At 64.1% G+C, this 24,334-nt stretch carries 25 protein-coding genes; 11 read left to right on the forward strand and 14 right to left on the reverse strand.

All coding sequences use genetic code 11. The features are described from left to right. Position 1 precedes the first annotated feature (1 nt). The gene (locus CK224_RS12885; protein ID WP_095782054.1) at positions 2–796 is read right to left on the reverse strand and encodes a helix-turn-helix transcriptional regulator; all 795 of its coding nucleotides are present in this window, start codon (positions 794–796) and stop codon (positions 2–4) included. Positions 797–908: 112 nt separating this feature from the next. Between CK224_RS12885 and CK224_RS12890 the strand changes: the two genes are divergently transcribed. Further along, a complete protein-coding gene (locus CK224_RS12890; RefSeq protein WP_095782055.1) occupies positions 909–1,769 on the forward strand; it encodes an ATP/GTP-binding protein in 861 nt (286 codons plus the stop codon). Positions 1,770–1,875: 106 nt separating this feature from the next. Beyond that, a complete protein-coding gene (locus tag CK224_RS12895; protein ID WP_095782056.1) occupies positions 1,876–2,805 on the forward strand; it encodes a DMT family transporter in 930 nt (309 codons plus the stop codon). Between the two features lie 23 nt (positions 2,806–2,828). Here CK224_RS12895 and CK224_RS12900 read toward each other — a convergent pair whose 3' ends face one another. The 4 genes from CK224_RS12900 to CK224_RS12915 all read right to left on the reverse strand — a co-directional run bounded on the left by CK224_RS12900 (position 2,829) and on the right by CK224_RS12915 (position 6,032). Next, positions 2,829–4,529, reverse strand: a complete 1,701-nt coding sequence (locus CK224_RS12900) for a SulP family inorganic anion transporter (protein ID WP_095782057.1) — start codon at positions 4,527–4,529, stop codon at positions 2,829–2,831. Positions 4,530–4,611: 82 nt separating this feature from the next. Further along, entirely contained in the window at positions 4,612–4,881 is a 270-nt protein-coding gene (locus CK224_RS12905) for a helix-turn-helix transcriptional regulator (protein WP_067003144.1), read from the reverse strand. 94 nt (positions 4,882–4,975) lie between these two features. Further along, on the reverse strand, positions 4,976–5,677 hold the full coding sequence (locus CK224_RS12910) for a phosphatase PAP2 family protein (RefSeq protein ID WP_095782058.1): 702 nt from the start codon (positions 5,675–5,677) through the stop codon (positions 4,976–4,978). A gap of 16 nt (positions 5,678–5,693) precedes the next feature. After that, positions 5,694–6,032 (reverse strand): hypothetical protein, encoded by a 339-nt coding sequence (locus tag CK224_RS12915; protein WP_067003308.1) that lies wholly within the window; start codon positions 6,030–6,032, stop codon positions 5,694–5,696. A 348-nt stretch (positions 6,033–6,380) separates the two neighbouring features. Between CK224_RS12915 and CK224_RS12920 the strand changes: the two genes are divergently transcribed. Further along, positions 6,381–8,375: a PhoX family phosphatase gene (locus CK224_RS12920; RefSeq protein WP_095782059.1), complete on the forward strand. Its 1,995-nt coding sequence runs from the start codon at positions 6,381–6,383 to the stop codon at positions 8,373–8,375. A 61-nt stretch (positions 8,376–8,436) separates the two neighbouring features. Here CK224_RS12920 and CK224_RS12925 read toward each other — a convergent pair whose 3' ends face one another. Both CK224_RS12925 and CK224_RS12930 read right to left on the reverse strand, forming a co-directional pair. Next, on the reverse strand, positions 8,437–9,117 hold the full coding sequence (locus CK224_RS12925; protein ID WP_095782060.1) for a GNAT family N-acetyltransferase: 681 nt from the start codon (positions 9,115–9,117) through the stop codon (positions 8,437–8,439). Continuing rightward, entirely contained in the window at positions 9,114–9,620 is a 507-nt protein-coding gene (locus CK224_RS12930; RefSeq protein WP_095782061.1) for a MarR family transcriptional regulator, read from the reverse strand. Before CK224_RS12930 ends, CK224_RS12925 begins: the two co-directional genes overlap by 4 nt. 234 nt (positions 9,621–9,854) lie before the next feature. Here CK224_RS12930 and CK224_RS12935 point away from each other — a divergent pair, with 234 nt between their 5' ends. After that, complete coding sequence (locus CK224_RS12935; RefSeq protein WP_095782062.1) at positions 9,855–10,892, forward strand: phosphatidylglycerol lysyltransferase domain-containing protein; 1,038 nt, start codon at positions 9,855–9,857, stop codon at positions 10,890–10,892. Between the two features lie 102 nt (positions 10,893–10,994). On the opposite strand, the gene CK224_RS12940 is transcribed toward CK224_RS12935, so the two are convergent. Further along, positions 10,995–11,756, reverse strand: coding sequence for an ABC transporter permease (locus CK224_RS12940; protein WP_067003307.1), 762 nt, complete (start codon positions 11,754–11,756; stop codon positions 10,995–10,997). Between the two features lie 14 nt (positions 11,757–11,770). Further along, positions 11,771–12,697: an ABC transporter ATP-binding protein gene (locus CK224_RS12945; protein WP_095776799.1), complete on the reverse strand. Its 927-nt coding sequence runs from the start codon at positions 12,695–12,697 to the stop codon at positions 11,771–11,773. A 262-nt stretch (positions 12,698–12,959) separates the two neighbouring features. On the opposite strand from CK224_RS12945, the gene CK224_RS12950 reads away from it, so the two are divergent. Further along, the gene (locus tag CK224_RS12950; protein WP_095776800.1) at positions 12,960–14,321 is read left to right on the forward strand and encodes a cytochrome ubiquinol oxidase subunit I; all 1,362 of its coding nucleotides are present in this window, start codon (positions 12,960–12,962) and stop codon (positions 14,319–14,321) included. A 187-nt stretch (positions 14,322–14,508) separates the two neighbouring features. Further along, positions 14,509–15,513 carry a cytochrome d ubiquinol oxidase subunit II gene (locus CK224_RS12955; protein WP_095782063.1) on the forward strand — a complete coding sequence of 335 codons (1,005 nt, stop codon included), beginning with the start codon at positions 14,509–14,511 and terminating at the stop codon, positions 15,511–15,513. 162 nt (positions 15,514–15,675) lie between these two features. Here the strand turns inward: CK224_RS12955 and msrA are convergent, their stop codons facing one another. From msrA to CK224_RS12975, 4 genes are all read right to left on the reverse strand, one after another. Then, entirely contained in the window at positions 15,676–16,404 is a 729-nt protein-coding gene (gene msrA, locus CK224_RS12960) for a peptide-methionine (S)-S-oxide reductase MsrA (RefSeq protein WP_095776801.1), read from the reverse strand. Between the two features lie 119 nt (positions 16,405–16,523). Next, entirely contained in the window at positions 16,524–16,832 is a 309-nt protein-coding gene (locus tag CK224_RS12965) for a hypothetical protein (protein WP_095776802.1), read from the reverse strand. Between the two features lie 85 nt (positions 16,833–16,917). Beyond that, the gene (locus CK224_RS12970) at positions 16,918–17,619 is read right to left on the reverse strand and encodes a DUF1223 domain-containing protein (protein WP_095776803.1); all 702 of its coding nucleotides are present in this window, start codon (positions 17,617–17,619) and stop codon (positions 16,918–16,920) included. Positions 17,620–17,905: 286 nt separating this feature from the next. Then, entirely contained in the window at positions 17,906–18,925 is a 1,020-nt protein-coding gene (locus CK224_RS12975; RefSeq protein ID WP_348628386.1) for a pilus assembly protein TadG-related protein, read from the reverse strand. A gap of 469 nt (positions 18,926–19,394) precedes the next feature. Here CK224_RS12975 and lepA point away from each other — a divergent pair, with 469 nt between their 5' ends. Both lepA and CK224_RS12985 read left to right on the forward strand, forming a co-directional pair. Further along, complete coding sequence (gene lepA / locus CK224_RS12980; RefSeq protein ID WP_095782361.1) at positions 19,395–21,200, forward strand: translation elongation factor 4; 1,806 nt, start codon at positions 19,395–19,397, stop codon at positions 21,198–21,200. Between the two features lie 346 nt (positions 21,201–21,546). Then, a complete protein-coding gene (locus tag CK224_RS12985; protein WP_095782065.1) occupies positions 21,547–22,212 on the forward strand; it encodes an NYN domain-containing protein in 666 nt (221 codons plus the stop codon). A 9-nt stretch (positions 22,213–22,221) separates the two neighbouring features. Here CK224_RS12985 and CK224_RS12990 read toward each other — a convergent pair whose 3' ends face one another. Then, positions 22,222–22,461: a hypothetical protein gene (locus CK224_RS12990; protein ID WP_095782066.1), complete on the reverse strand. Its 240-nt coding sequence runs from the start codon at positions 22,459–22,461 to the stop codon at positions 22,222–22,224. Between the two features lie 232 nt (positions 22,462–22,693). On the opposite strand from CK224_RS12990, the gene CK224_RS31270 reads away from it, so the two are divergent. The 3 genes from CK224_RS31270 (at position 22,694) to CK224_RS13005 (ending at position 24,334) form a co-directional block, all read left to right on the forward strand. Further along, positions 22,694–23,269, forward strand: a complete 576-nt coding sequence (locus CK224_RS31270) for a hypothetical protein (protein ID WP_176477917.1) — start codon at positions 22,694–22,696, stop codon at positions 23,267–23,269. A 10-nt stretch (positions 23,270–23,279) separates the two neighbouring features. Then, positions 23,280–23,789 (forward strand): hypothetical protein, encoded by a 510-nt coding sequence (locus CK224_RS13000; RefSeq protein ID WP_067003114.1) that lies wholly within the window; start codon positions 23,280–23,282, stop codon positions 23,787–23,789. Positions 23,790–23,986: 197 nt separating this feature from the next. Further along, entirely contained in the window at positions 23,987–24,334 is a 348-nt protein-coding gene (locus CK224_RS13005) for a hypothetical protein (protein ID WP_095782067.1), read from the forward strand.

Below are 24,334 nucleotides of genomic sequence, written 5' to 3' on the forward strand. Positions count from 1 at the left end.
CCTACGCCGGCAGCGGCCGCCTTGCTTTCGCCCCGGCATCCGTCCGCGCGCCGGCATCGCGCGGATGCGGTCCGATCGGCATGATCGCCGGAAACGGCGTCGCGCCGAAGGCGAAGGTCCATTTGTAGCCGATGAGCTGCTCTTCCGGCGTGGTGTGCTGGTCGTGATGGGCAAGCAGCCTGGCGCGCTCCGCCAGCTCCTCCGCCTCGCGCCGCACCATCTCCGCCGTTTCCGGCCGCATGCGCCGCGAGAAGCTGACGAAGGTCGCTTCCCGTTCCAGATGGGCTATCGCCCAGCCGACAAAATTCTTGTTGGTCGTCTCGAAATGCGGCCGCAGCGGGCCCTCGAAATCCCACTGGATCGGTGTCTCGACCAGCAATCTTGCCGACAGGCCGCGCCCGAGCGCCACCAGCCCAAGCTCTTCCAGGTCGCGCAGATAAAGAAACATCGAAGCTTCGCTGAGACCCTGTGAGCGCATGATGCCTTCGGGCGTGAATTTTTCGGACAGCATGATGAAGACGAAGAGCAGCGCCGGCCGCGCGGCGAGCTTGCGCTCGATCTCCGGCGCGACGTGGTTGGCCGGTCCCGGTCCCCGGTTCATCGAGCCCAGCACATTCTCCAGTTCCACGTCCGCAGCGGCGCAGATTTGCATCAGCCGATCGAGCTTGCAGTTGCGCTCATGGAAGATGCGCTTCACTGTCGGCTCGGAAACGCCCATGCGCTCGGCTAGCGCCCGGTAGGTCAGGCCCTTGGCCTTCAATGTCCGTTTCAGCGCCTCGAAGATCGGGCCGTTCATGGGATGCACCTCGTTTGCATGAATTCGTATCGATCTTCGATACTAGACGCGAACTGCCTTCCAGAAAAGTATCGATAAACCTAGCTCTCGATCGTGATCACAGGAGAGCAACATGAAAACCCTCATCGCTTCGACCTTTCTCGCCATCGCCGGCATCGCAACAGCTGCCACCGCCGAGGCCGGCGAGATCTGGCGCGCCGGCGGCTTCGAGCAGCCGGAATCGGCGCTGGTCGATGCCGCCAACAAGCGCATCGTCGTCTCCAACATCGTCGGCAATCCGGGCGAAGCTGATGGCAACGGCTATTTGTCGCTGCTGTCGCTGGACGGCAAGGTCATCAGCCGCCATTGGGTGGACGGCATGGACGCGCCCAAGGGCATGGCGATCGCCGGCGGCAAGCTCTACGCCGCCGACATCACCAAGGTGCGCGTCGTCGACCTCGCCAGCGGCAAGCTGGTCTCTACCATCGATGTGCCCGGCGCCGTGTTCCTCAACGATATGACCGCCGATGCTTCGGGCAAGGTCTATTTCACGGATATGCTCGCCGACGCGATCTATCGTATCGACGGCGACAAACCGGAGCTGTTCATCAAGGATGCGCTGCTCGCCTCGCCCAATGGCGTCTTCGCCGATGGCGACCGGCTGATCGTCGCGTCCTGGGGCAAAGGCATCAAGCCTGATTTCAGCACGGCGGCGCCGGGCGGCTTGCTGGCCGTCGACCTCGCCAGCAAGAAGGTGACGCCGCTGCCGGGCGCGCAAAACTTTGCCGACCTCGACGGCGTCATCGCCATCGGCGACACGATCTATGCCACCGCCTACATGACCGGCACGCTCTATCGCTACAAGGGCGGCGGCGCGCCGGAAGCGATCGCCACTTTCAAGCCGGGCAGCGCCGATATCGGCACCGACGGCAACTCGACCATCTATGTTCCGCTGATGAACGAAGGCGCGGTCGCGGCGCTGAAGGTCGACTGAGGACGATTGCGGCGGGAACGAGGTCGATCGGGGCTGGACCGCCATATCGACGGGGCTGCCATCTGGTTCAGCCGCTCGCTCCGGGATATCCGGCAGCAACCGTCACATGAGCCAAGCCGTGAAGACATCCAGCCTGACCGGCGCCGCCGTGTCGCCAATGATCCCGGTGCTCGTATGCGCACTGGCGATCTTCCTTTTGTCTGGGATGGACGCGGCGATGAAGTCCCTGGTCATCGCGGTCGGTGTGTACAACACGGTGCTGTGGCGCAGCCTGGTCTCGACCTTGATCGCGAGCGCGGCCTGGTCGGCGGGGCCGCGCTCGAAGCCCGCTCTTCCGGTGCTGGGGCTGCATGCGCTGCGCGCCGTGGTCGTCGGCATCGTCCTGGTTTCGTTCTTTTGGGGTCTCGCCAGATTGCCGCTCGCCGAGGCGATAGGGCTCAGCTTTGTCGCGCCCCTGTTTGCGCTTTTTCTCGCAGCCTTGTTGCTGGGCGAGAGAATCCGGCGCCAGGCGGTCTGGGCGTCGCTGGCCGGCATCGCGGGCGTCGCGATCATTCTGGCCGGCCAGTTCGGGCAGGCCGGCCACTCGCAGGATGCGCTCCTGGGCACGGCCGCGGTGCTCGTATCGACTGTGTTCTATGGCTACAATCTGATCCTCGCGCGGCGGCAGGCGCTGTTGGCCAAGCCGGTCGAGATCATGCTGTTCCAGAACCTCTGCATCGCGGTCATCCTTGGTCTCGCCGCGCCGTGGCTCGCCGTCGCGCTGCCGAGTGACCTGTGGCTTCACCTGGTCGGGGTGGCGATGCTGTCGCTTGCCGACCAATTCCTGATGAGTTGGGCCTACGCTCGCGCCGAAGCGCAATATCTCATCCCGACGGAATACTCGGCCTTCATCTGGGCGATCGCGCTCGGCTGGTTCTTCTTCGGCGAGGAGGTGGCCTGGACCACGCTGACCGGGGCTTGCCTGATCGTCGCCGGCTGCCTGATCGCGGCGCGCGCCAACCCGAAACTTGCCGAGCCGATCGAAGCGGCAGTTTGACAGAACATGTCGCTCTACGCGGACTACGATTGTCCTTTCAGCTGCGCTCGCGCGTCGCGAATCGAGGCGGCATAGGTGACCAGCGGCCGCTTGAGGCCGTGGTTGACCAGCATGCGCCGTGTCTGCGGCGCGGCGCCCGCGATGATGAAGCGCACGCCGGCGCGTCCGGCCTTGTGCGCGGCACCCCCGATGACGTTTGCCGCCGTCGAGTCGAGGAACGGCACCGCCGAGCAATCGAGGATGAAATTCTTGCGCTGGTCTGCGATGCGGTCGAGCACGGCGCCGACGGTCGAGGCGGCACCGAAGAAGAAGGCCCCGGAGATTCGATAGATGACGGTATCGGCGTCTGCCGCCTGGCTTGAATCATAAGTGGCGGCGCGATCGGCGACGTCCTCCGGCACCAGCGGCAGATCGGCCTCGACGGCGATGGACTTGGCCATGCGATCGATGAACAGGATCGAACCAAGCGCGAAGCCGACGACGATGCCTTCCGTCAGATCGCGTAAGATGACGATAAGGAACGTCGCCATCAGCACCAGCGCGTCGCCACGCGAGGCCCTGAGCAGCGTGACGAAAGCCTGCTTCTCGAACATGTTCCAGCACACGACGGCGAGTACGCCGGCCAATGCGGCGAGCGGGATGTAGCTGGCCAGGGGCGCCGCCGCCAGCATCAGGACAAGCAGGATCGCCGAATGCAGCATGCCGGAGACCGGGCCATGCGCGCCGGCCCTCACATTGGTGGCCGTGCGAGCGATCGTGCCGGTGGCACATATGCCGCCGAACAAGGCTGACGCGATGTTGGCGAAGCCTTGCGCCACCAGTTCGCAATTGGAGCGGTGCCGCCTTCCGCTCATGCCGTCTGCGACCACGGCCGAGAGCAGCGACTCGATCGCTCCGAGCAGCGCGAAGGCGATCGCGTCCGGCAGCACGTCGATCGTCCTCTCCAAGCTGACCGGCGGCAGGGCTGGCCATTGCAGGTTCCGCGGGATGCCGCCATACCTCGTGCCGATCGTTTCCGCAGGCAGGACGAACAGCCCCACGACCAGCGAGGCGATGCCGATGGCGATCAGCATCGCTGGCCATCTCGGCCGCCAGCGCCGCAGAAAGACAATGGTGAGGACCGTCAGCATCGCCACGAAGGTCGCGGCCGGACTGATCGTGCCGATCGCCTCGCCGATCGCGGTCAGCTTCGGCACCAGCGGCCCGGGCTCCTTGCCGGCGAGTTTCAGCCCGAGCAGTTCGACGATCTGCCCGGAGAAGATGATGACCGCGATCCCGGCGGTGAAGCCGACGGTCACGGGATAGGGAATGAACTTGATGTAGGTGCCAAGCCTGAGATAGCCGATGGCGAGCAGGAAGACGCCGGCCATCATCGTTGCGAGCAGCAGCCCGTCGACGCCGACGCGCGCCACGGTCGCCGCTACCAGCACGATGAAGGCGCCGGCCGGACCGCCGACCTGGAAGCGGCTGCCGCCAAGCGCGGAGATGATGAAGCCGCCAACGATCGAGGTGTAGAGGCCTCGCTCCGGCGTCACGCCGGACGCGATGGCGATCGCCATGGACAACGGCAGCGCCACGATGGCGACCGTCAACCCGGCGACGGCGTCAGCCCTGAAATGCGCCAGCGTGTAGCCTTCGCGCAGCACCGTGACCAGCTTGGGCGTGAACAGCTCGGCAAAGGACGGCCGCGCCTGGGGGTGGATTGACCGCCGGACCTGATCCATGAACTGCCTTCTTCCGCTCCGTAGAGGCGGCGGGATCGTCGGCAGGGCTGTCGGCGGTCGCCGTCGCGACTTCTTGTGCGGCTCAGCCTTGGGAGTTCTGCGGCGTGGCAGGCTTGAGACGCACGCCCCTGCCGCCGCGCTCGCTGGCCTGGTTCTCGCCGATCAGCTCCACCCCGGCCTCGTCGAGTGCCTGGATGACCTTCATCAGCGTATCGACCACGCCTCTGACGACACCTTCACTCGCTTCCATGCGTTGGATGGTCGGAAGCGAAACCCCGGCGCGCTCGGCGAGCGTTTTCTGGTCGATACCGGCCAACGCCCTCGCGGCGCGCATCTGCGCGGCAGTGATCATCGGCCAGAACCCCTGTCTGAGTCTGCAGCATCAATGGATAATCCAAATATCATGACGGTTCAAGCATCATAACAAACAGTTTAAACATGAGCACTCATTCGCTGTCCGCCACCACTTTGCGCCGCTGCAGCAGGCGCGCTGCAAGCCAGCACAACATGGCCCAGGCAAAGCCGGCGCACCAGCCGGCAAGCACGTCGGACGGCCAATGCACGCCGAGATAGACGCGGCTGGTTCCGACCAGCACCGTGGTGAGCACGGCGAGGCCGAGCACGAAGATCTTCATCCTGCGGTTCGGTAGGAAGCGCGCGGCGAGCGAGCCCAGCGTGAGATAGGTCACCGCCGACAGCATCGCATGGCCGCTCGGAAAGGAGAGCGAGGTCTCGTTGACGAGATGCGAGACGAGATCGGGGCGGGGCCGGTCGACCTCGAACTTGAGCAGGCTGGATGCCGCCTGGCCGCCCGCCACCGAAACGAACACGAACAGTGCGGTCGCCGGTCGGCGCATCAGCAGAAAATAGACGATCACCGCAGTCGTGATCAGCACCAGCACGCTGGTGCTGCCGAGCGCGGTGATATCGCGCACCGCGCCTTGCAGCCAAAGCGGACCGATCGGGCTGTCCGGCTGCCCGGCATGGCGGAAGGCGAGCAGGATTTCCGTGTCGAAGGTATGCGGAGTCGTGGCACGCGCCACCCCCATGAGTTCCACCAGGCCCCATAGCCCGCAGGCGATGGCCAGCCCGGCCACAAGCACCGGGAATTCTATTCTGTTGAGCAGCGCCTTGGCGGTCGATTTCATGCCGGGCCTGCTCCAACTACAGCCGCTGCATATAGGGTCCGAGCGTGATCAGCGCGACGGCGGCGATTGCCAGCACGACGCCTGTCGCTTGGAAAGTGTTGAGGCGCTCTCCAAAGAAGACCAGCGCCACGACATTGACTGAGACCAGCTGGATCACTGCCGACAGGCTGAATGACACTGACATGCCGAATTCGCGGATCAGCCTGAGCATGATCAGATTGCCGGCGGAATAGAGCGCCAGCGTCAGCACGATCTTGCCGAGACTTGGCGCCAATCCCCATTGTTTGGCCGCCATCGCGGCCAGCAGGAAAATCACAGTCGAAACGCCAAGCTGCGCCAGTCCCCAGAGACTCACCTTCATCCCTCCCGAAGCGGCCTTCGCCGCGCCGCTCGCCGCTTTTGTTTCCGAAGCGCGCGAAGCCGTCAAGCTGATGGCGTCGGGCAAGCTACGCTGCGACGGGATCGAAGGCGGAATCTCGCAAGGCAAGCCCCGCAGCCATGGTTGGCGTCCTTGCGCCGAGCGCGCTCGGGAGTCTGCCCGCCGTGTGTTGTGGCCTCGTGTGGGGCCAATGCGTGGGCGAACAGTCATCAGCCGGCAAATCGGCGTTGCTTAATGGGGCTGATGTCACGAAAATGTGATCGGCCGCCTATAGGGATCGACCGGTTACACGTTCCAGCCACCTCAAGAGCCAGAGGACAGCCCATGACCCAACCTGAGATCCGCTTCCGTACCAGCCAGCTCGAGGAGAATGACGGCCCGCCCGTCAATCCTACCGACAACCGCACGATGGGCGAGATCATCGCCGCGCGTTTCTCGCGCCGCGACTTCCTCAAGGGCTCGTTGGCCGTCTCGGCCATCGCCGCCACCGTGAGCCCGCTGGCGCTCGTCGCGGCAGTCGAGGCGCGCGCCGCCGAGGTCTCGGCCTTCAAATTCGACGAACTCGAGGCCGGCATCGACGACAAGCACCACGTCGCGCCCGGCTACGATGCCGACGTGCTCTTGCGCTGGGGCGACCCGCTCTTTACCGATTCGCCGGAATTCGACCCGGCAAAACAATCGGCCGGAGCTCAGGCAAGACAGTTCGGCTACAACAACGACTATGTCGGTTATATCCCGATCGACGGCTCGGCCGAGCATGGCCTGCTGGTCGTCAACCACGAATACACCAACCCGCATCTGATGTTCCCCGGCATCGTCAAGATTGTCGACAAGGACGGCAAGAAGGCCGCCGAGGTGGCGCCGCTCAGCAAGGAGCAGGTCGATGTCGAGATGGCGGCGCACGGCGGCAGCATCGTCGAGATCCGCAAGGAGGGCGGCAAATGGCAGACGGTGCGCGACGGCAAGCTCAACCGCCGCATCATGTCCACCACCGAGATGGCGCTGTCCGGTCCGGTAGCCGGCCATGATCGCGTCAAGACCAATGCCGACCCGTCCGGCACCAAAGTCTTCGGCACCCTCAACAACTGCGCCGGCGGCGTTACGCCCTGGGGCACCTATGTGATGGCCGAGGAGAACATCCACGGCTATTTCTCGGGCGAGCTGCCGGAAGGCCACAAGGAGGCCGCCAACTACAAGCGCCTCGGCATTCCGGAGGGCGCCTATGAATGGGGCGCGCATTACGATCGCTTCAACCTCGCCAAGGAACCGAACGAGCCCAACCGCTTCGGCTGGGTCGTCGAGGTCGACGTCAACGACCCGAATTCGGTGCCGAGGAAGCGAACCGCCATGGGTCGCTTCAAGCATGAAGGCGCCGAATCGATCGTCACCAAGGATGGCCGCGTCGTCTTCTATCTCGGCGACGACGAGCGCTTCGACTATGTCTACAAATTCGTCACCGAAGGCACGTTCAATCCGAACGACCGCGCCGCCAACATGAACCTGCTCGACGAGGGCACGCTGCATGTTGCCAAATTCGCCGAGGACGGCTCGGTCGAATGGATGCCGATCGTGTTCGGCGAAGGTCCGCTGACGGCGGAAAACGGTTTCGCCAGCCAGGCCGACGTTCTGATCGAGACGCGTCGCGCCGCCGACCTGCTCGGCGCCACCAAGATGGACCGGCCGGAAGACATCCAGCCCAATGCCGGCAACGGCAAGGTCTATGTCATGCTGACCAACAATTCCAAGCGCAAGGCCGACCAGGTCGACGCCGCCAATCCGCGCGCGGCGAACGCCTTCGGCCACATCATCGAGATCGTCGAGGATGGCGGCGACTTCGCCGCCGCGAAGGGCAAGTGGGAAGTGCTCCTGAAGTGCGGCGATCCCGCGGTGGCCGATGTCGGCGCCACCTTCTCGACCGCCACCACCGCCAATGGCTGGTTCGGCATGCCGGACAATTGTGCCGTCGACTCGGCCGGCCGCCTGTGGGTCGCGACCGACGGCCAGGGCCCGAAGGCCACCGGCCGTACCGACGGCCTGTGGGCGGTCGACACTGAGGGCGCGGCGCGGGCGACCTCAAAGCTGTTCTTCCGCGTGCCGATCGGCGCCGAGATGTGCGGCCCGCTATTCGCGCCGGACGACCAAACCGCCTTCGTCGCCGTCCAGCATCCGGGCGACGGCGGCGAGGACTGGGAAGCTTTTGGCCGCCCCTCCTATTACGAGGATCCATCGACCCGCTGGCCGGACTTCAAGCCGGACATGCCGGTGCGTCCGGCGGTCGTTGCCATCACCAAGCAGGGCGGCGGCAAGATCGCGGTCTGATTGGCGACTCGCTTAAGCAGGGGAAGGGTTGCGGTGATCCGCGACCCTCCTCACCTTGCGATTACTCCACGCCTCGGACCACGGCCATGTTCAGGGTGGTTCTCAACCGGAAGCCGATGGCCTCGTAGAGGCCGATGGCCGGAGCATTGCTGTCATAGGCGTGCAGGTATGGAACCTCGCCCCGCGCCATGATCCGGTTCGCCACGAACAGCGACAGCAGCCTGGCAAGGCCGCCGCCGCGCAAATCCGGATGCGTGCACACGCCGCTGAGCTCGGAGTAGCCGGGCTGCTTCATGCGCTCGCCGGCCATCGCCGCGAGCCTGCCGTCGATCTTCACGCCCCAGAACTCGCCGAGGCTCAAGGCCTCCAGCGTGAACGGGCCGGGCTTGGTGAGCGATGCCAGATCGAGCATCTCGGCCGCATCGTCCCGCGTCAGTCGCTGCACGCGCTCGTCGGAGACGGCCTCAACCGGCTGCTCGGCAACCATCTGCACCAGGGACGCGGTCGAAACCGCGGAAAGTTCCGAAGGCAGGGCGATCGGGTCCGTCTGAACCAGGATGGCGCTTTCAAGCGGCGGGAGCAGCTTGCCCAGAGCTTGCAGGCTTTCCGCATCGTCCGCGACGGTGGCGGCGAAGGGAACGATCGAAGGCCGGTACCGCCGGGCGAGGGTATCGCCTTCCGCAAAGGCCTGGTGGCGCGTCGCCAATGCGCTCCAGATCGGACGGTCGAGAACATGTTTCATTGTGCAACGGCCTTGGGCGCGACTGCCTTGGCCTTGTCCGCCCGGCGGTCGATCGGGGTCGCGGCCAGTCGATCCTCGATGGCGGCGAGCTGGCCAAGCAGCGGCCCGGAGAGGTCCGCGCACAATTCCGCGACCGCGCCCTCGATGCGCGGCCAGACGTCGTGCTTCGCGGCGTCGACCAGCCGCTGGCCGTCCGCTGAGAGGGAAACGATCCGGCGCCGCTGGTCGTCATCCGATGGTGTGACTTCGACCAGGCCGAGCTCGGTGAGCAGCGACACGGCCCGCGTCACGCCTGGCTGCGCGATGCCGAGCGACTGCGCCAGTTCGCCGACCGGCAGCGGCCCCAGCCTGTCGAGCGCGGCGAGCAGCGGATACTGGCTCGACTGGATCCGCACATCCAGGCGATCGAGCACGCGCTGCGTGTCGGCCTGCAACTGCTCGCCAATGCGCTTCAGCCTGCTGCCGAGGCAGAGAAAGCCGAGGGACCTCAGAACATCTTCCATCGTCGAACTGCCGGAACAAAAAGATAACATGATATATAACATTGCATGGAAATTGGCAATACGGTTTCACGATGCAGCCGGAGCGCCGGCTTTGGCCGGTAGACATTCCCTCTTCATTCGCCGCCGATAGCATCCTATATGGCGCTGGCGCGACATGACCGATCCGTCGCGCCAAGGCGACTGATTCGACGCCCGTGGGCTTCGGGTCTTTCTTCATCGGCATGCGGACGCTTGATGCCATCCCTGCGCATCCATATCGACAGGTTTCTTGACGGCGCGGCGCCCAAGGTGCCGCGGCGCGAGCTGACGCATCTCGAGCGCCTGGCGCTGGTGCGGCGCCATGGCGACTTCTCGCTCGCCTATTCCACCGCCGTGCAGCAGAAGCTGTCCTACTTCAGCGAAGGCGATGGCTACATCGCATTCGGCACCAAGATGAAGCACCATTTCGCGCTGGGCGATCCGGTCGTCGATCCGCCGGACCGGCCTGGCTACATCAAGCGCTTCGTCGAGGCCGCCGGCGGCCCCTGGTTCGTTCAGATAAGCGCCGCCACGGCAAAGGTGCTGGCCGGGCTCGGCTATCAGATCAATCGGCTTGGCGTCGACACGAGGCTGCAGCTGCCGGCGCATGATTTCTCCGGCAAGCGCAACGAGACCGTGCGCTATTCGGAGCGCTGGCTGGCGAAGAAGGGCTTCACCTTCGCCGAGGACAGGGCCAACATGCTGCTCGACGAGGTTTCCCGGCTGTCCGAGAATTGGCGCGGCGAGCGCATCGTCAAACGCTGGGAGATGGGCTTCCTGAACCGCCCTTTCGCCGACCATCTCGGCGCCGACATGCGCCGCTTCGTCCTCCACGGCCCGCAGGGCGAACTCGTCGCCATTCTCGATTTCGACCCGCTGTTCAGCAATGGCGAGGTCATCGGCTATACCACCGCCTTCAAGCGCAAGCAGGTCGACGCCACGCCGCATGCCGAGATCGGCCTGACCAAATTCGCCGTCGATCGCTTTCGCGAGGAGGGCGTTTCGGTGGTCACGCTTGGCCTGTCGCCGCTGCTCGACGTCGAACCGAGCGGCTTTGCCGAATCGAGCTTCTGGCGCAGCACCTTCCGGCGCGCCTACGAGTCGCCCTGGGTCAACCGCTCGCGCTTCAACCTGCAGGGCCAGGCCGCCTTCAAGCGCCGCTTCCACGGGCTGGAGGAGCCGACCTACATCGCCTTCCGCAAGGGTACGCTGATGGAGATGCTTGGACTGCTGCGGCTGATCAAGGCGATTTAGCGGAACCGCGAACGTCCGCGATCGGCCGCAGCGTTGCAGGCGGCAGGCGTTTCGACCAATCACGCAGGCTTGCAATCACTCCAGCACCAACACGACGTCCCTTCAATTCCTCAGCCTGTACCCCGTGCGGAAAATCCACGCCACGATCGCGATGCAGGCGGCCAAAAACACCAGCGTCATGCCGAGGCTGACGCCGACCGAGACGTCCGCTTTGCCGTAGAAACTCCAGCGGAACCCGCTGATCAGGTAGACGACCGGGTTGAACAGCGTGATCGTCTTCCAGATGCCGGGCAGCATATGGATCGAATAGAAGCTGCCGCCAAGGAAGGTGAGCGGCGTGACGATCAGCAGAGGCACCAGCTGCAGCTGCTCGAAGGTCTTGGCCCAGATGCCGATGATGAAGCCGAACAGGCTGAAGGTCACCGCCGTCAACACCAGGAAGGCGATCATCCAGAACGGGTGCTCGATCCTGAGCGGCACGAACAGCGCCGCGGTGGCCAAGATGATCAGCCCGAGCATGATCGATTTGGTCGCCGCGCCCCCGACATAGGCGATGATGATCTCGAGATAGGAGACCGGCGCCGACAGGAGCTCGTAGATCGAGCCGACGAATTTCGGGAAATAGATCGCGAAGGAGGCGTTCGAGATCGACTGCGTCAAAAGCGAAAGCATCATCAGCCCCGGCACGATGAAAGCGCCGTAGCTGATGCCGTCGATCTCGGTGATGCGCGAGCCGATCGCCGAGCCGAAGACGACGAAATAGAGCGATGTCGAGATCACCGGCGAGACGATGCTCTGCAGCACCGTGCGGAACGCACGCGCCATCTCCATCCGGTAGATCGCCCACACTGCACGAAGGTTCATAGCCGCGTGGCGGTTCATGGCTCTTGCCTCAGCAGATTGACGAAGATCTCTTCGAGCGTGCTGTTTTTGGTGTCGAGATCGTGAAACTGAATGCCTGCGGCCTCGAGATCGCGGATCAGCGAGGCGACGCCCGGCCGGTCGCTCTGGCTGTCATAGGTGTAGGTGAGTTCGTTGCCGTCCGCCGACAGCTCCAGCGCATAGCGCGACAGGCCCACGGGCAAGGCGGCGAGCGGCGCGCGCAGCTCCAGCGTCATCTGCTTGCGGCCGAGCTTGCGCATCAACTCGGCCTTGCCTTCGACCAGGATGATCTCGCCGCGGTTGATGACGCCGACCCGGTCGGCCATCGCTTCGGCCTCCTCGATGTAATGCGTCGTCAGAATGATGGTGACGCCGTCCTCGCGCAGCCGCCTGACCATCGCCCACATGTCCTGGCGCAGCTCGACGTCGACGCCCGCCGTCGGCTCGTCGAGGAACAGCACGCGCGGCTCGTGCGACAGCGCCTTGGCAATCATCAGCCGGCGCTTCATGCCGCCCGAAAGCGTGATCGCCTTGGCGTCCTTCTTGTCCCACAGCGAGAGATCGCGCAGCACCTTCTCGACGAAAGCCTTGTCGGGCGCCTTGCCGAACAGGCCGCGGCTGTAGTTCACCGTCGCCCAGACCGTCTCGAAGGCGTCGATGGTGAGCTCCTGCGGCACCAGCCCGATCAGGCTGCGCGCCGCGCGGTAGTCCCTGCCGATATCGTGACCATCGACGGTGACGCTGCCCGACGAGCGGTTGACGATGCCGCAGACGATCGAGATCAGCGTCGTCTTGCCGGCGCCGTTCGGTCCGAGCAGGGCGAAGATCTCGCCGCGCTCGATGTCGAGGTTGATTTCCTTCAGCGCCTTGAAACCGGTGGCATAGGTTTTCGTGACGCCGGAGATGGAGATGATGGATGACATGCTGAAATATGGCCGGCTGGAAAACGTGACCTGATATAGGTCGGATGTCGTTTTATGCAAACCGACAATCGACCGTGCTGCTGACAGTTCTCGACAGTCGCCGCCGCTCGCGACGTCGAACGGCCTCTGCAAGCTGTCACGCGGTGCGTCTGTCCATGATCGCCCGACGCTGCGACAACGCGCCTCGCGTGACGCCGCGCCGCTTTGACCGATGCGTGTTCGAAGCCTATCCTTCAAGCCTGAATTGCAGCCGGAGCCCAGCATGGACCCGCTCATCCTGTCGCGCATCCAGTTCGGCGCGAATATCTCGTTCCATATCCTGTTTCCGGCGATCACCATTGCACTTGGCTGGGTGCTTCTCTTCTTCAAGCTCCGCTACAACGCCACCGGCGACTCGGCCTGGATGCGCGCTTATTTCACCTGGGTGAAGGTGTTCGCGCTCTCCTTCGCCATGGGCGTGGTTTCGGGCGTCACCATGAGCTTCCAGTTCGGCACCAACTGGCCGGGCTATATGGAAACGGTCGGCAACATCGCCGGCCCGCTGCTTGCCTATGAGGTGCTGACTGCCTTCTTTCTCGAGGCGGCCTTCCTCGGCATCATGCTGTTCGGCTTCCGCCGCGTCTCCAACCGCATCCACACGCTGGCGACAGTGCTGGTGGCGGGCGGCACCACGGTTTCCGCCTTCTGGATCATCGCGCTGAACTCCTGGATGCAGACGCCGGCCGGCTTCGAGATGATCGACGGCAAGGCGCACGCCCTCGACTGGTGGGCGGTCATCTTCAATCCGTCCATGCCCTACCGGCTGGTCCACATGCTGCTCGCCTCCGGGCTCACGGTCTCCTTCCTGATCGCCGGCTGCTCGGCGCTGCGTTACCTTTATGGCGACCGCTCGGAATCGATGTGGAAGGCGCTGCGCACCGGCGTCTTCGCCGCCGCCATCCTGATCCCGATCCAGATCTTTGCCGGCGACCAGCACGGCTTGAACACGCTCGAGCACCAGCCGCAGAAAATCGCCGCCATGGAGGCGAACTGGAACACCGGCGCCCACGTGCCTCTGGTGCTGTTCGCGCTGCCCGACGAGGCGGCCAAGGAAAACAGGTTCGAGCTCGCCATTCCCGACGGCGCCAGCCTGATCCTGCGCCACAGCACAAGCGGCGTCGTGCCCGGCCTCAACGACTATCCAGGCAACCACCCGCCGGTCTTCCCGGTGTTCTGGGGTTTCCGCGTCATGGTCGGCACCGGCATCCTGATGCTCATCGTCTCCTGGTCGGCGGCCTTCTTCCTCAAGCGTCGCCGCAGCCTGCCTAAGCCGCTGGCCCTGATCATGGTGCCGATGGCGCTCTCCGGCTGGCTGGCGACGCTGGCCGGCTGGTACACGACCGAGATCGGCCGCCAGCCCTGGCTGGTCACCGGCGTGTTGAAGACGGCCGATGCCGTCGGCCCGGTCGCCGGCAGCCATGTCGCGCTGACCCTGGCCGTCTATCTCATCCTCTATGTACTGCTCTTGATCGCCTATCTCGGCGTGCTGGTGCATCTGGCGCTGAAGGCGGCCAAGGAAGGCGACACCTCGCCGCTGCCCGGCGTCATGAACGCCGCGATGTCGCAGCCGGCCGCCGGAGAGTGAACATGCAGGAGCAAGACAAGCGGTGCGGTCGGTTCGATGCGGGGCTTTCTTCTGAGGTCGGCGCTGCCGCTCGCGTTGCGGCTGGCAATGCGATGAGGGGCGGCGCCAACCCTCGCAATCGATCCGAAACGGTTGCTTCGAACAGTATGGCCGCATGTCGGACCAATCTCGGTTGGAGGAAAGAAAGATGACCTTCGACTGGCCAACCGCGCTTCCGCTGATCTTTGCCGGCCTGATGGGCCTCGCCATCCTGATCTACGTCATTCTCGACGGTTTCGACCTCGGCATCGGCATCCTGTTCGCAGGCGCCGAAGATGCCGAGCAGGACACGATGATCGCGGCGATCGGCCCGTTCTGGGACGCCAACGAGACCTGGCTGGTGCTGGCGGTCGGGCTCTTGCTGGTCGCCTTTCCGATGGCGCACGGCACCATCCTCACCGCGCTCTATATCCCGGTGTTCCTGCTGCTGGTCGGCTTGATCCTGCGCGGCGTTGCCTTCGATTTCCGCGCCAAGGTGCCGGCCGGCAAGAAGCACCGCTGGAACCGCATCTTCTTTCTCGGCTCCACCATGGCCTCGCTGGCGCAGGGCTATATGCTCGGCGTCTATGTGCTCGGCCTCGATGTCGGCCTTGGCGGCATGGCCTTCGGCGCGCTGGTCGCGCTCTGCCTGTCGGCGGCCTACGCCGCCATGGGCTCGGCCTGGCTGATCTACAAGACCGAGGGCGACCTGCAAGGAAAGGCGGTGCGCTGGCTGCGCGTCACGCTGGTGTTGACGGCGCTCGGCATGGTCGCGGTCTCTTTGGCCACGCCCTTCGCAAGCCCGCGCATCTTCGACAGATGGTTCCTCTGGCCGGAGATCCTCTATCTCTCGCCGCTGCCGATCGTATCGGCGCTCTTGTTCCTGTGGCTGTGGCGGCAGACGTTTCATCTGCCCAAGTCCGACGACCGGCATGCGCTGCGGCCGTTCCTGACTCTGGCCGCCATCTTCGCGCTCGGCTTCGCCGGGCTTGCCTGGTCGTTCTATCCCTATGTCGTGCCCGACAAGCTGACGATCTGGCAGGCCGCCTCGGCGCCGGAGAGCCTGGCCTTCATCCTGGTCGGCACCGTCGTCGTGCTGCCGATCATTATTTTCTATTCGTTCTACGCCTACCGCGTGTTCGGCGGCAAGGCGACAGATCTGACCTACGATTGAGCGCATAATCTCCCTCCTCGAGGGGGAGATGGCCGGCAGGCAGAGGGGTTGGTCCGACTGGGCTCAGCCTGCTTTGCTGCAGACAGTCGGCGCTCCACGCGCGGCGACCCCCTCTGTCGCCTTCGGCGACATCTCCCCCTCGAGGGGGGAGATCTGCGCGGCTCAGCTTTTGCTACTTGCCAGCACCAGCACCGGCTTCTCGCTGTAGAGCGCGGGAAACAGCGCTTTCAAATTCTCGATCTTCGGCAGGTCGTTGTAGACGATATAGGGGTAGTTCGGGTTCAGCGTCAGGAAATCCTGATGGTAATCCTCGGCCGGATAGAAGGTCTTGCCGGTTTCCAGCGTCGTCACGATCGGCTTCGAAAATACCTTGGCCTTGTCGAGCTGGGCGATGTAGCTCTCGGCGATCTTCTTCTGCTCGTCATTCTCGGCGAAGATCGTCGAGCGGTACTGGGTGCCCTGGTCCGGCCCCTGGTAATTGAGCTGCGTCGGATTGTGCGCGACCGAGAAATAGACCTGCAGCAGCTGGCCATAGGTGACCTTCGACGGATCGTAAGTGATCTCGACCGATTCCGCGTGTCCGGTGCGGCCGGTGCCGACGACCTCGTAGACGGCGTGCTCGGCGCTGCCGCCGGCGTAGCCGGAGACGGCCTTGCTGACGCCCTTGACGTGCTGGAACACGCCCTGCACGCCCCAGAAGCAGCCGCCGGCGAAGATCGCTTTCTCCGTGCCGCCGGCGGCCTTTTCATCCATAGCCGGCGGCGGGATCACCACCGCGTCCTCGGCCGAACGCGCCGGCGTCTGCCAGAAGACGGCCGCGGCCGCCGTCAGCACCAGCGCTGCAAGCGGGGCCAGCGAGCGCCGCGCCGCCTTTTTGTCGATGCCGTTCATGTCGGATCTCCTTGTTCGTTGTTCCACTATATACGAAGCAAGCCGCCGCTGGTTTCTCACTTTGCCGTGCGGCGGCTTCTGGCCGATGGCGATTGTTGCCAAGAGACCGGGCCGCTGACTTATTGCGCCGGCGCCATCGCGTCGGCAGGCTTCATCGCATCCGTCACGGGCTTCATCGCATCCGCGGGCTTCATGGCATCCGTGGCGGGTTTCATCGCCTGGGTCGCCATCGCATCGGGCTTCATTTTATCCGCGGGCTTCATCGCGCCGGTCGGCATCATAGCATCGGTCGCCGGCTTCATGGCTTCGGTCGCCATCGCATTGGCGGGCTTCATCGCGTCGGTCGTGTCGTCGGCGCGGGCGCCGGCAACGAACGCGGCAGCGGCAAGCGCGAAAGCCAGCGCCGGCAGCGTAAGGAATTTGGTCATGCTAGTTCTCCTTGGGTTGCGGCGCGCGGATGCGGGCCCTTGGTTAAGCGTTGCCGCTCTGATGCGGCCCGCGCGAAAAGAAAAATCAGTTTGCCGCGGCGGCCAGGATCGGCCCGCCGGCCGGCGTCTGCACCAGCACTGCCGTGCTCAAGCCCTTGGGTGCCGCAGGCAGCGGCAGCGTCGTCGCCTCGCCGTTCCAGCGGCCGAGCCTCTGCAGCGAATGCACGACATTGGCATGCGGCAGCGTGCGTCCGGTGTTCTCGCCGCGCGCCACCGGCACCTCGACGACGCCGCGTGCGTAGCGCACCAGCCAGACATCGGCCGCCCTGCCGGGCGCCGTGCCGGCGCCGATGCTCACCTTGCCGTCGCCGAGCGAGAGCGCCGGACCCTTGGCGTACGGGGTTGTCGAGATCAGCCGCTCGATCTCGCCGGGCGCCGCACCGACGGCGTCGGCGCTGCCGTTCACCACCACCTGCGGCGTGAACGGCCCGTCATGGCCGAGCGGCGGCTCGTAGGCGACCTGGCGCTGGGTGAATTCCTGCCGGCCGAAACTGTCCTTCCAGCCGAGATAGTCCCAGTAGGTGACGTTGAAGGACAGCGCCAGCACGCCCGGCCGGTCCTTGACCTTGATCAGATTGGCATTGGCCGGCGGGCAGGACGAGCAGCCCTGGCTGGTGAACAGCTCGACCACGGTAAGCGGCTCAGCGGAAGCGGCATCGAGCGTGGCGGCAAGCGCAGCAAATGCCGCGCCGGCAAGCAGGCCGATCCTTGTCTTCAATCCGGTCATTGGAAGCAGTCTCCGTAGCGGGGCAATGCTCCCATTTCGCCGCCGCGGAGGACTTCGTTACAGCTTCACCGGTTTGTGATTGAGAGGCGCCTTCCCCTTCTCCCCTTGTGGGAGAAGGTGGATCGGCGCGCAGCGCCGAGACGGATGAGGGGCGCTCCAGCGGAGTGAGACGCTCGCGAGCGCGTCTGCTAGATTCTTGTCTAGACTTAAGGCGCCGCCAAGCTGGAGCACCCCTCATCCGTCGCCTTCGGCGACACCTTCTCCCACAAGGGGAGAAGCGAGGGCGCTACTGCGTCAGCACCGTCTCGGACGGCCGCTGATCGAAGGCGCATTTGCCGGTCACATTGTAGAAGAAATCGGCATTGGAAACCGGCGCCGGCACCGGGTTGCCGCCGTCTTCCCAGGCCTGGTAGCCGGTCTGGCCGCAGGGCACCGAGGTGAAGATGTCGACCTTCTGGCCGGTCGCGACCTCGGGCATATCGGTGGCGCTGGTGCCGATATAGAGTCGGTTCGAGGTGTTGGGATCGTTCGACTTCAGCACCTTCGGGTTGCCCGAGGGCACATCCATTTGCAGATAGAGTTGGTCCATCTGGCTGACATCGATCACCGCGCCGGCGCCATTGGCCGGATAGAAGGTATCGGCGCAGGTCGTGACGTACTTGTTGCTGCCGCTGGTCTGGGTGATCGCCCCGCTCGGCAGATTGTTGAAACTGTCGACCGTCGAGGTCGTGCAGACCTGTTTTTGCACCACGGTCGTGGTCGATCCGTTGATGGTGCTCACCGTGGTTGTGCCGTAGCCCTTCGGGTCGCCATAGCCGTTGTAATTATAGCTGATCGTCATCAGCGGCTTGGCCTTGGTCTGGCCGAACTGGGTGCCGTAGAGCGTCATCGTCTTGTTCCAGTAGCCCGACACCTTCGTCACCTTGAAGGTGGACTGCACCAGCGCCGGCGCCTTGCGCACCGAGGAACCGACGCCGACATCGACCGAATTGATCCTGGCGATCTGCATGAAACTGGTCGGCATCGGATAGGCCGCCGTGGCGCTGAACGTCGCCGTGCCGTCGGCGGCGACGTTGACGGCGGTGAGCGTCGCGTCGCCCAGCCCGCTATTGGCGACATAGGCCTGCTGCAGCGCCGTCTGGCGGTCGGCCTTGGAGGTCGTGGTCGGCAGCGTGGTGATCGACAGGATCGCGGCGTCAAGCGCCTGCTGCATGTTGCTCCTGGTCGTCACCGCCGAGGTGTAGTCGACGGAAAAGCCGACCGCGAGCAGCAGCGGGATCGCCAACAGCGCCATCATCGGCAGCATTGAGCCGCCTTGCGATCGAACGAAATCTCTTGCCGACGAGAACATGCCCCAACCCCATACACACCGGCAATGCAACCTGCCTGCCACCAGAGGTGGAGATATGCCCAAAATGAGTGCATGAAAGTTTAAGTGGATTTGAATTTTTGCGCGGAGGCGCCCTAACCTTCAAGCGCTTGCGCTGCCCCTCACCTGCCTGCCGGCATCCTCTCCCCGTATGGTAACGGGGAGAGGGGCGCCCCCATCGACGATTTCGCCAATTTGGAACGCTGCAAGAAAGGTACCGAGGCGGCGGCCAGCCCCTTCTCCCCGTCACTTACGGGGAGAAGTGCCCGGCAGGGCGATGAGGGGCAGCGCCGGCCTCCGATCATTGGCCGTGTTCAGACATTGGCGAGCGTGTTTGCCTGCTCTGCTCCGATCTCCCCGGGCCCACCGCTTGCCCCTTAAACCCGCCCCTGCTAAAGCGCGCCGCATGACGACGCCCCTCGACCACATCCGCAATTTCTCCATCGTCGCCCATATCGACCATGGCAAATCCACGCTTGCCGACCGGCTGATCCAGCTCACCGGCGCGCTGGAGGAGCGCGACATGAAGGAGCAGGTGCTGGACTCGATGGACATCGAGCGCGAGCGCGGCATCACCATCAAGGCCCAGACCGTTCGGCTCAACTACCGCGCCAAAAACGGTGAGGACTACGTGCTGAACCTCATCGACACGCCCGGCCATGTCGACTTCGCCTACGAGGTGTCGCGCTCGCTCGCCGCCTGCGAGGGCTCGCTGCTGGTGGTCGACGCCTCGCAAGGGGTCGAGGCGCAGACGCTGGCCAATGTCTATCAGGCCATCGACAACAACCACGAGATCGTCGTGGTGCTGAACAAGGTCGACCTGCCGGCGGCCGAGCCCGAGCGCATCCGCGAGCAGGTCGAGGAGGTGATCGGCCTCGACGCCTCCAATGCCGTGCTGATCTCGGCCAAGACCGGCCTTGGCGTGCCGGACGTGCTGGAGGCGATCGTCCACCAGCTGCCGCCGCCGCGCGAGGGCGACATTGCAGCGCCCCTGAAGGCGATGCTGGTCGACAGCTGGTACGACGCCTATCTCGGCGTCATCGTGCTGGTCCGCGTCATCGACGGCGTGATGAAGAAGGGCCAGACCATCCGCATGATGGGCACCGGCGCAAAATATCTCGTCGAGCGCACCGGCGTCTTCAAGCCGGCCCGCGTCAATGTCGACGAGCTCGGCCCCGGCGAGTTCGGCTTTTTCACCGGCTCGATCAAGGAAGTGGCCGACACCCGCGTCGGCGACACCATCACCGAGGACCGCCGCCCGACGCAAAAGGCGCTGCCCGGCTTCAAGCCGGCGCAGCCGGTGGTGTTCTGCGGCCTGTTCCCGGTCGACGCCGCCGATTTCGAGGATCTGCGCGCCGCCGTCGGCAAGCTGCGCCTCAACGACGCGTCCTTCTCCTATGAAATGGAGACGTCGGCCGCGCTCGGCTTCGGCTTTCGCTGCGGCTTCCTCGGGCTGCTGCATCTGGAGATCATCCAGGAGCGGCTGGAGCGCGAGTTCAACCTCGACCTCATCGCCACAGCACCTAGCGTCGTCTACCGCATGAACCTCATCGACGGCACGACCAAGGAACTGCACAACCCGGCCGACATGCCAGACGTGGTCAAGATCGCCTCGATCGAGGAGCCGTGGATCCGTGCCACCATCCTCACCCCCGACGACTATCTCGGCGGCATTCTAAAACTCTGCCAGGACAGGCGCGGGATTCAGGCCGACCTCTCCTATGTCGGCAAGCGCGCCATGCTGACCTACGACTTGCCGCTCAACGAGGTGGTGTTCGACTTCTACGACCGGCTGAAGTCGATCTCCAAGGGCTACGCCTCCTTCGACTATCACCTCACCAACTATCGCGAGGGCGATCTGGTGAAGATGTCGATCCTGGTCAATGACGAGCCGGTCGATGCTCTGTCCATGCTGGTGCACCGGTCGGCGGCGGAAAAGCGCGGCCGCGCCATGTGCGAGAAGCTGAAGGAGCTGATCCCGCAGCACCTGTTCAAGATCCCGATCCAGGCCGCGATCGGCGGCCGCATCATCGCCCGCGAGACCGTCTCGGCGCTCAGGAAGGACGTCACCGCCAAATGCTACGGCGGCGACGTGACCCGCAAGCGCAAGCTGCTCGACAAACAGAAAGAGGGCAAGAAGCGGATGCGGCAGTTCGGCAAGGTGGATATCCCCCAGGAGGCGTTCATCCAGGCGCTGAAGATGGGGGATTGAGCGGCGGTTGGCGCGCGGAGCGCGCCAAGCCATCGATAGGCAGCGGACGCCAGCAAGCGCGACGAGTTTGAACTGATGATACCGAAGGGAACTTTGACCAAATGTTGAAGAAGATGGCGAAGTCGCCACCATCGAATAATCTTAGAAAGACTTCAAAATAGTTTTTTGGAATTTTTCCAGCGAGAATCGATGTTCGTGATACCGCTCTTTCGGCGGTATCACGTTGACTTTTGGCTGTCAATCCCCATATAATGCAGTATCACCCACCCACAGCTTGCTGTGGGCTCAAAGGCCGCAAAGGGGGCAACTCCTTGAGCGGCCTTTGCTTTTTTGGTAGGGGTGACCAATGCGCACAATCGTCTATGTGGACGGTTTCAACCTATATTACCGGATGTTGAAAGACCGCCCATCGCTCAAATGGGTGAACCAGCTAGCTCTGGCGCAGAACGTCCTGCAGCCGGGCCACATCATCACCCGCGTAAACTACTATATCGCTAGGGTGTCCGCCCGCGCGCATGACCCGCAGGCCCCCGCCCGACAAGCCACCTATTTGAATGCTCTCGGCACGGTACCTGAGATTGTGATCCACGAAGGCACCTTCATGATCTCGGAGCCATGGATGCCTCTCGCCAATCCACCTCAATCAAAGCCAAACGGCTATAACTGGACGATGCCGCAGCCAGCTGTTGTGAAGGTCATAAAAAGCGAAGAGAAAGGCAGCGACGTAAATCTAGGTGTCCACTTGGTGCGCGACGCATTCCTTGATGCCTTTGACGTCGCCGTAGTCATCACCAACGATTCAGATCTCGTGGAACCAATTCGTATTGCTATCCACGAGGCTGGCAAACGCGTCGGTCTTCTCGTGCCAGTCAAATACCCGAACCAAAGCCTGATGAACGCAGCATCGTTCTATCTCAGAATTCGGCCCGGGCATTTGCGGCAATCCCAGTTTCCCGCGACGATCAACCTTTCTGGCGGTGGGTCCATAACCAAGCCCGCAACTTGGGTTTAGCATTGCTGCCTATTTTGAGTCGGCAGGCGGATTGCCGATACCCTCGGTAAAGGTCACCTTCACTTTGGTAAGCCTGTAACCCTTTTTTGCAACCTCGTCCTTGTCGATCTGCGGGGCGTCTTTCCCGTCCTTTACTGCGGTCTGTATCCAATCTGCAGCGGTTGCCTCTTTGGGAAAATCGGCGCCGGTCGGGAGCACCAGCTGCAACCCGTCTTTGCCGGAAATGTGCCTGTAGTATGTGTACGTCATTCGAAATCCTTCTTGTTGAAATTTGAGGTCGCAGCCCGATAGCGCTGCATATATGTGCAATTCCGGATTACGCAAGGTTAGCGCTTTAGCGAAGACCTGAAACGCGAACGGCTTGCCTTGTGGAGGGGCGGGCTGTTGCCAGACTCCTCTGGCTTCAGCCTAGCGGCATCCGCACCCTTTGATCCTCCCCCACCTTGGCGTATCCTCCCCTCCGGGCTTGGGGAGACACCGCATGCGCTCCACCTCGGACACCGTCGCCGCGATCGGCCTCGCCGTCGGCGGCGCGTTGGGCATGGCAGGCGCCTTCGTTGCCAGCGACGCTCTGCGCGAGACGCTGTGGACCATCGACGGCGTGGGCGTCGTCGTCGCTGCAGCACTTCTCACCCTGAAATACCAGCGGCTCGGCAATGACCTCGTCGCCGCCGGCTTCCTCACCTTTCTCGCCGGCGAAAGCCTGCTTCTGGCCGGCAATGCGGCGGGCCTTGAGGCCAGCGTGCCATCCTATGTCGGCGGCATTTGCCTCTGGGCGGCGGGGCTGGTCATGGTCAGCGCGCAGGCCACTTTCGCGCTCTGGATGCGGCTCACGGCTTTCGTCGCCGCTCTGCTCTTCGCCGTCTCGGTCCTGATGATCCTGTGGGGCGCCCGGGAGCAATTCCAGCAAAAGTGCGCAGCGGTTTTGCGTCCGGAATTGCGGACAAACAAAAGAGACTTTCTGCCCACCTCGGCGCCTTTGCCCGCCGCCGGCTATCCGTTCCTGGTCCTCACCTTAATCGGCTGGATCTGGACGCTCATGAAATCGGAACGCTGAGCGGGCGGACATGGCCGCGCCGCTCGAAATCCGCAACAGCGCCTCGGGCAAGATCCTGCCGGCCGTGGGCCCGTTCCTGATCGGCGGCATCTTCGGCTTCGGCGCGCTGCAGGGCGCGGCCTCGGGGGCGAGCAGCGGTCATGTGCTGTGGATCGCGCTGCTCAGCGTCGCCCTCCTGGCGCTCGGCGTCTTCATTTCGCGCGGCGCCTTCGACAATTCGGTCAAGGTCACGCTTGATCAGCGCGGCTTCCGCGATGCTCGCGCCGGTGACGTGCTGGTGCCGTGGAACAAGGTGCGGAGCGTGCGCCTCGCCTCCGGCGGCAAGGGCGCGGCGCTGCTCAATTTCGAGCTCACCGAGGAGCCGCCCGACGCCATCAAATATTCGGCCGCCAATGCGTTCGGGATAATGCCCTTCGGCAAGACCACCGTGCACATGGAGATCTCCTCGCTCGACATCCACGACCAGGACTTGATCGAGGCGGTGAAGACATTGGCGCCGCACGTGGTGGTGAGGCGCTGATCTCCCCCCTCGAGGGGGAGATGTCGCCAAAGGCGACAGAGGGGGTCGCCGCGCGTGGAGCGCCGACGCCGTGCGGCACGAGATGAGGTCGGCGTTCTACGCGCAAGGACCCCCTCTGACCGCTTCGCGGCCATCTCCCCCTCGAGGGGGGAGATTACCGGTGCTTCCCGTGCTCTACTCCCATCGGGGACCTCGCCATGATTCGCGCTCTGCTCGCCGCTCTTCTCCTCACCGCGCCGGCCTTCGCCGCCGACATGTCGGTCTTTGTCCGCAACCAGCGCTCCGACGGCGTCGCGCTGGAACTGTTCAGCCGCGACAGCGAAAAGGTCTGGCCGGGCGGCGACAAGGTTTTTCTCATCCGCCCGCAGGCGCGCAAATCCGTGCCGATCTCCTGCGAGCCCGGCGAGCACATCTGCTGGGGCGCCTGGGTGGTCGGCAACGATTCCGTCACGGCTGGCGTCGGCCCCGACAACGACCAGCCCTGCGACACCTGCTGCTTCATCTGCACTGACCACTCGACGGAGACGGTGGATCTGGCGGAGTGA

Origin of the sequence: Mesorhizobium sp. WSM3862, assembly GCF_002294985.1 — a bacterium.
Taxonomy (GTDB): domain Bacteria; phylum Pseudomonadota; class Alphaproteobacteria; order Rhizobiales; family Rhizobiaceae; genus Mesorhizobium.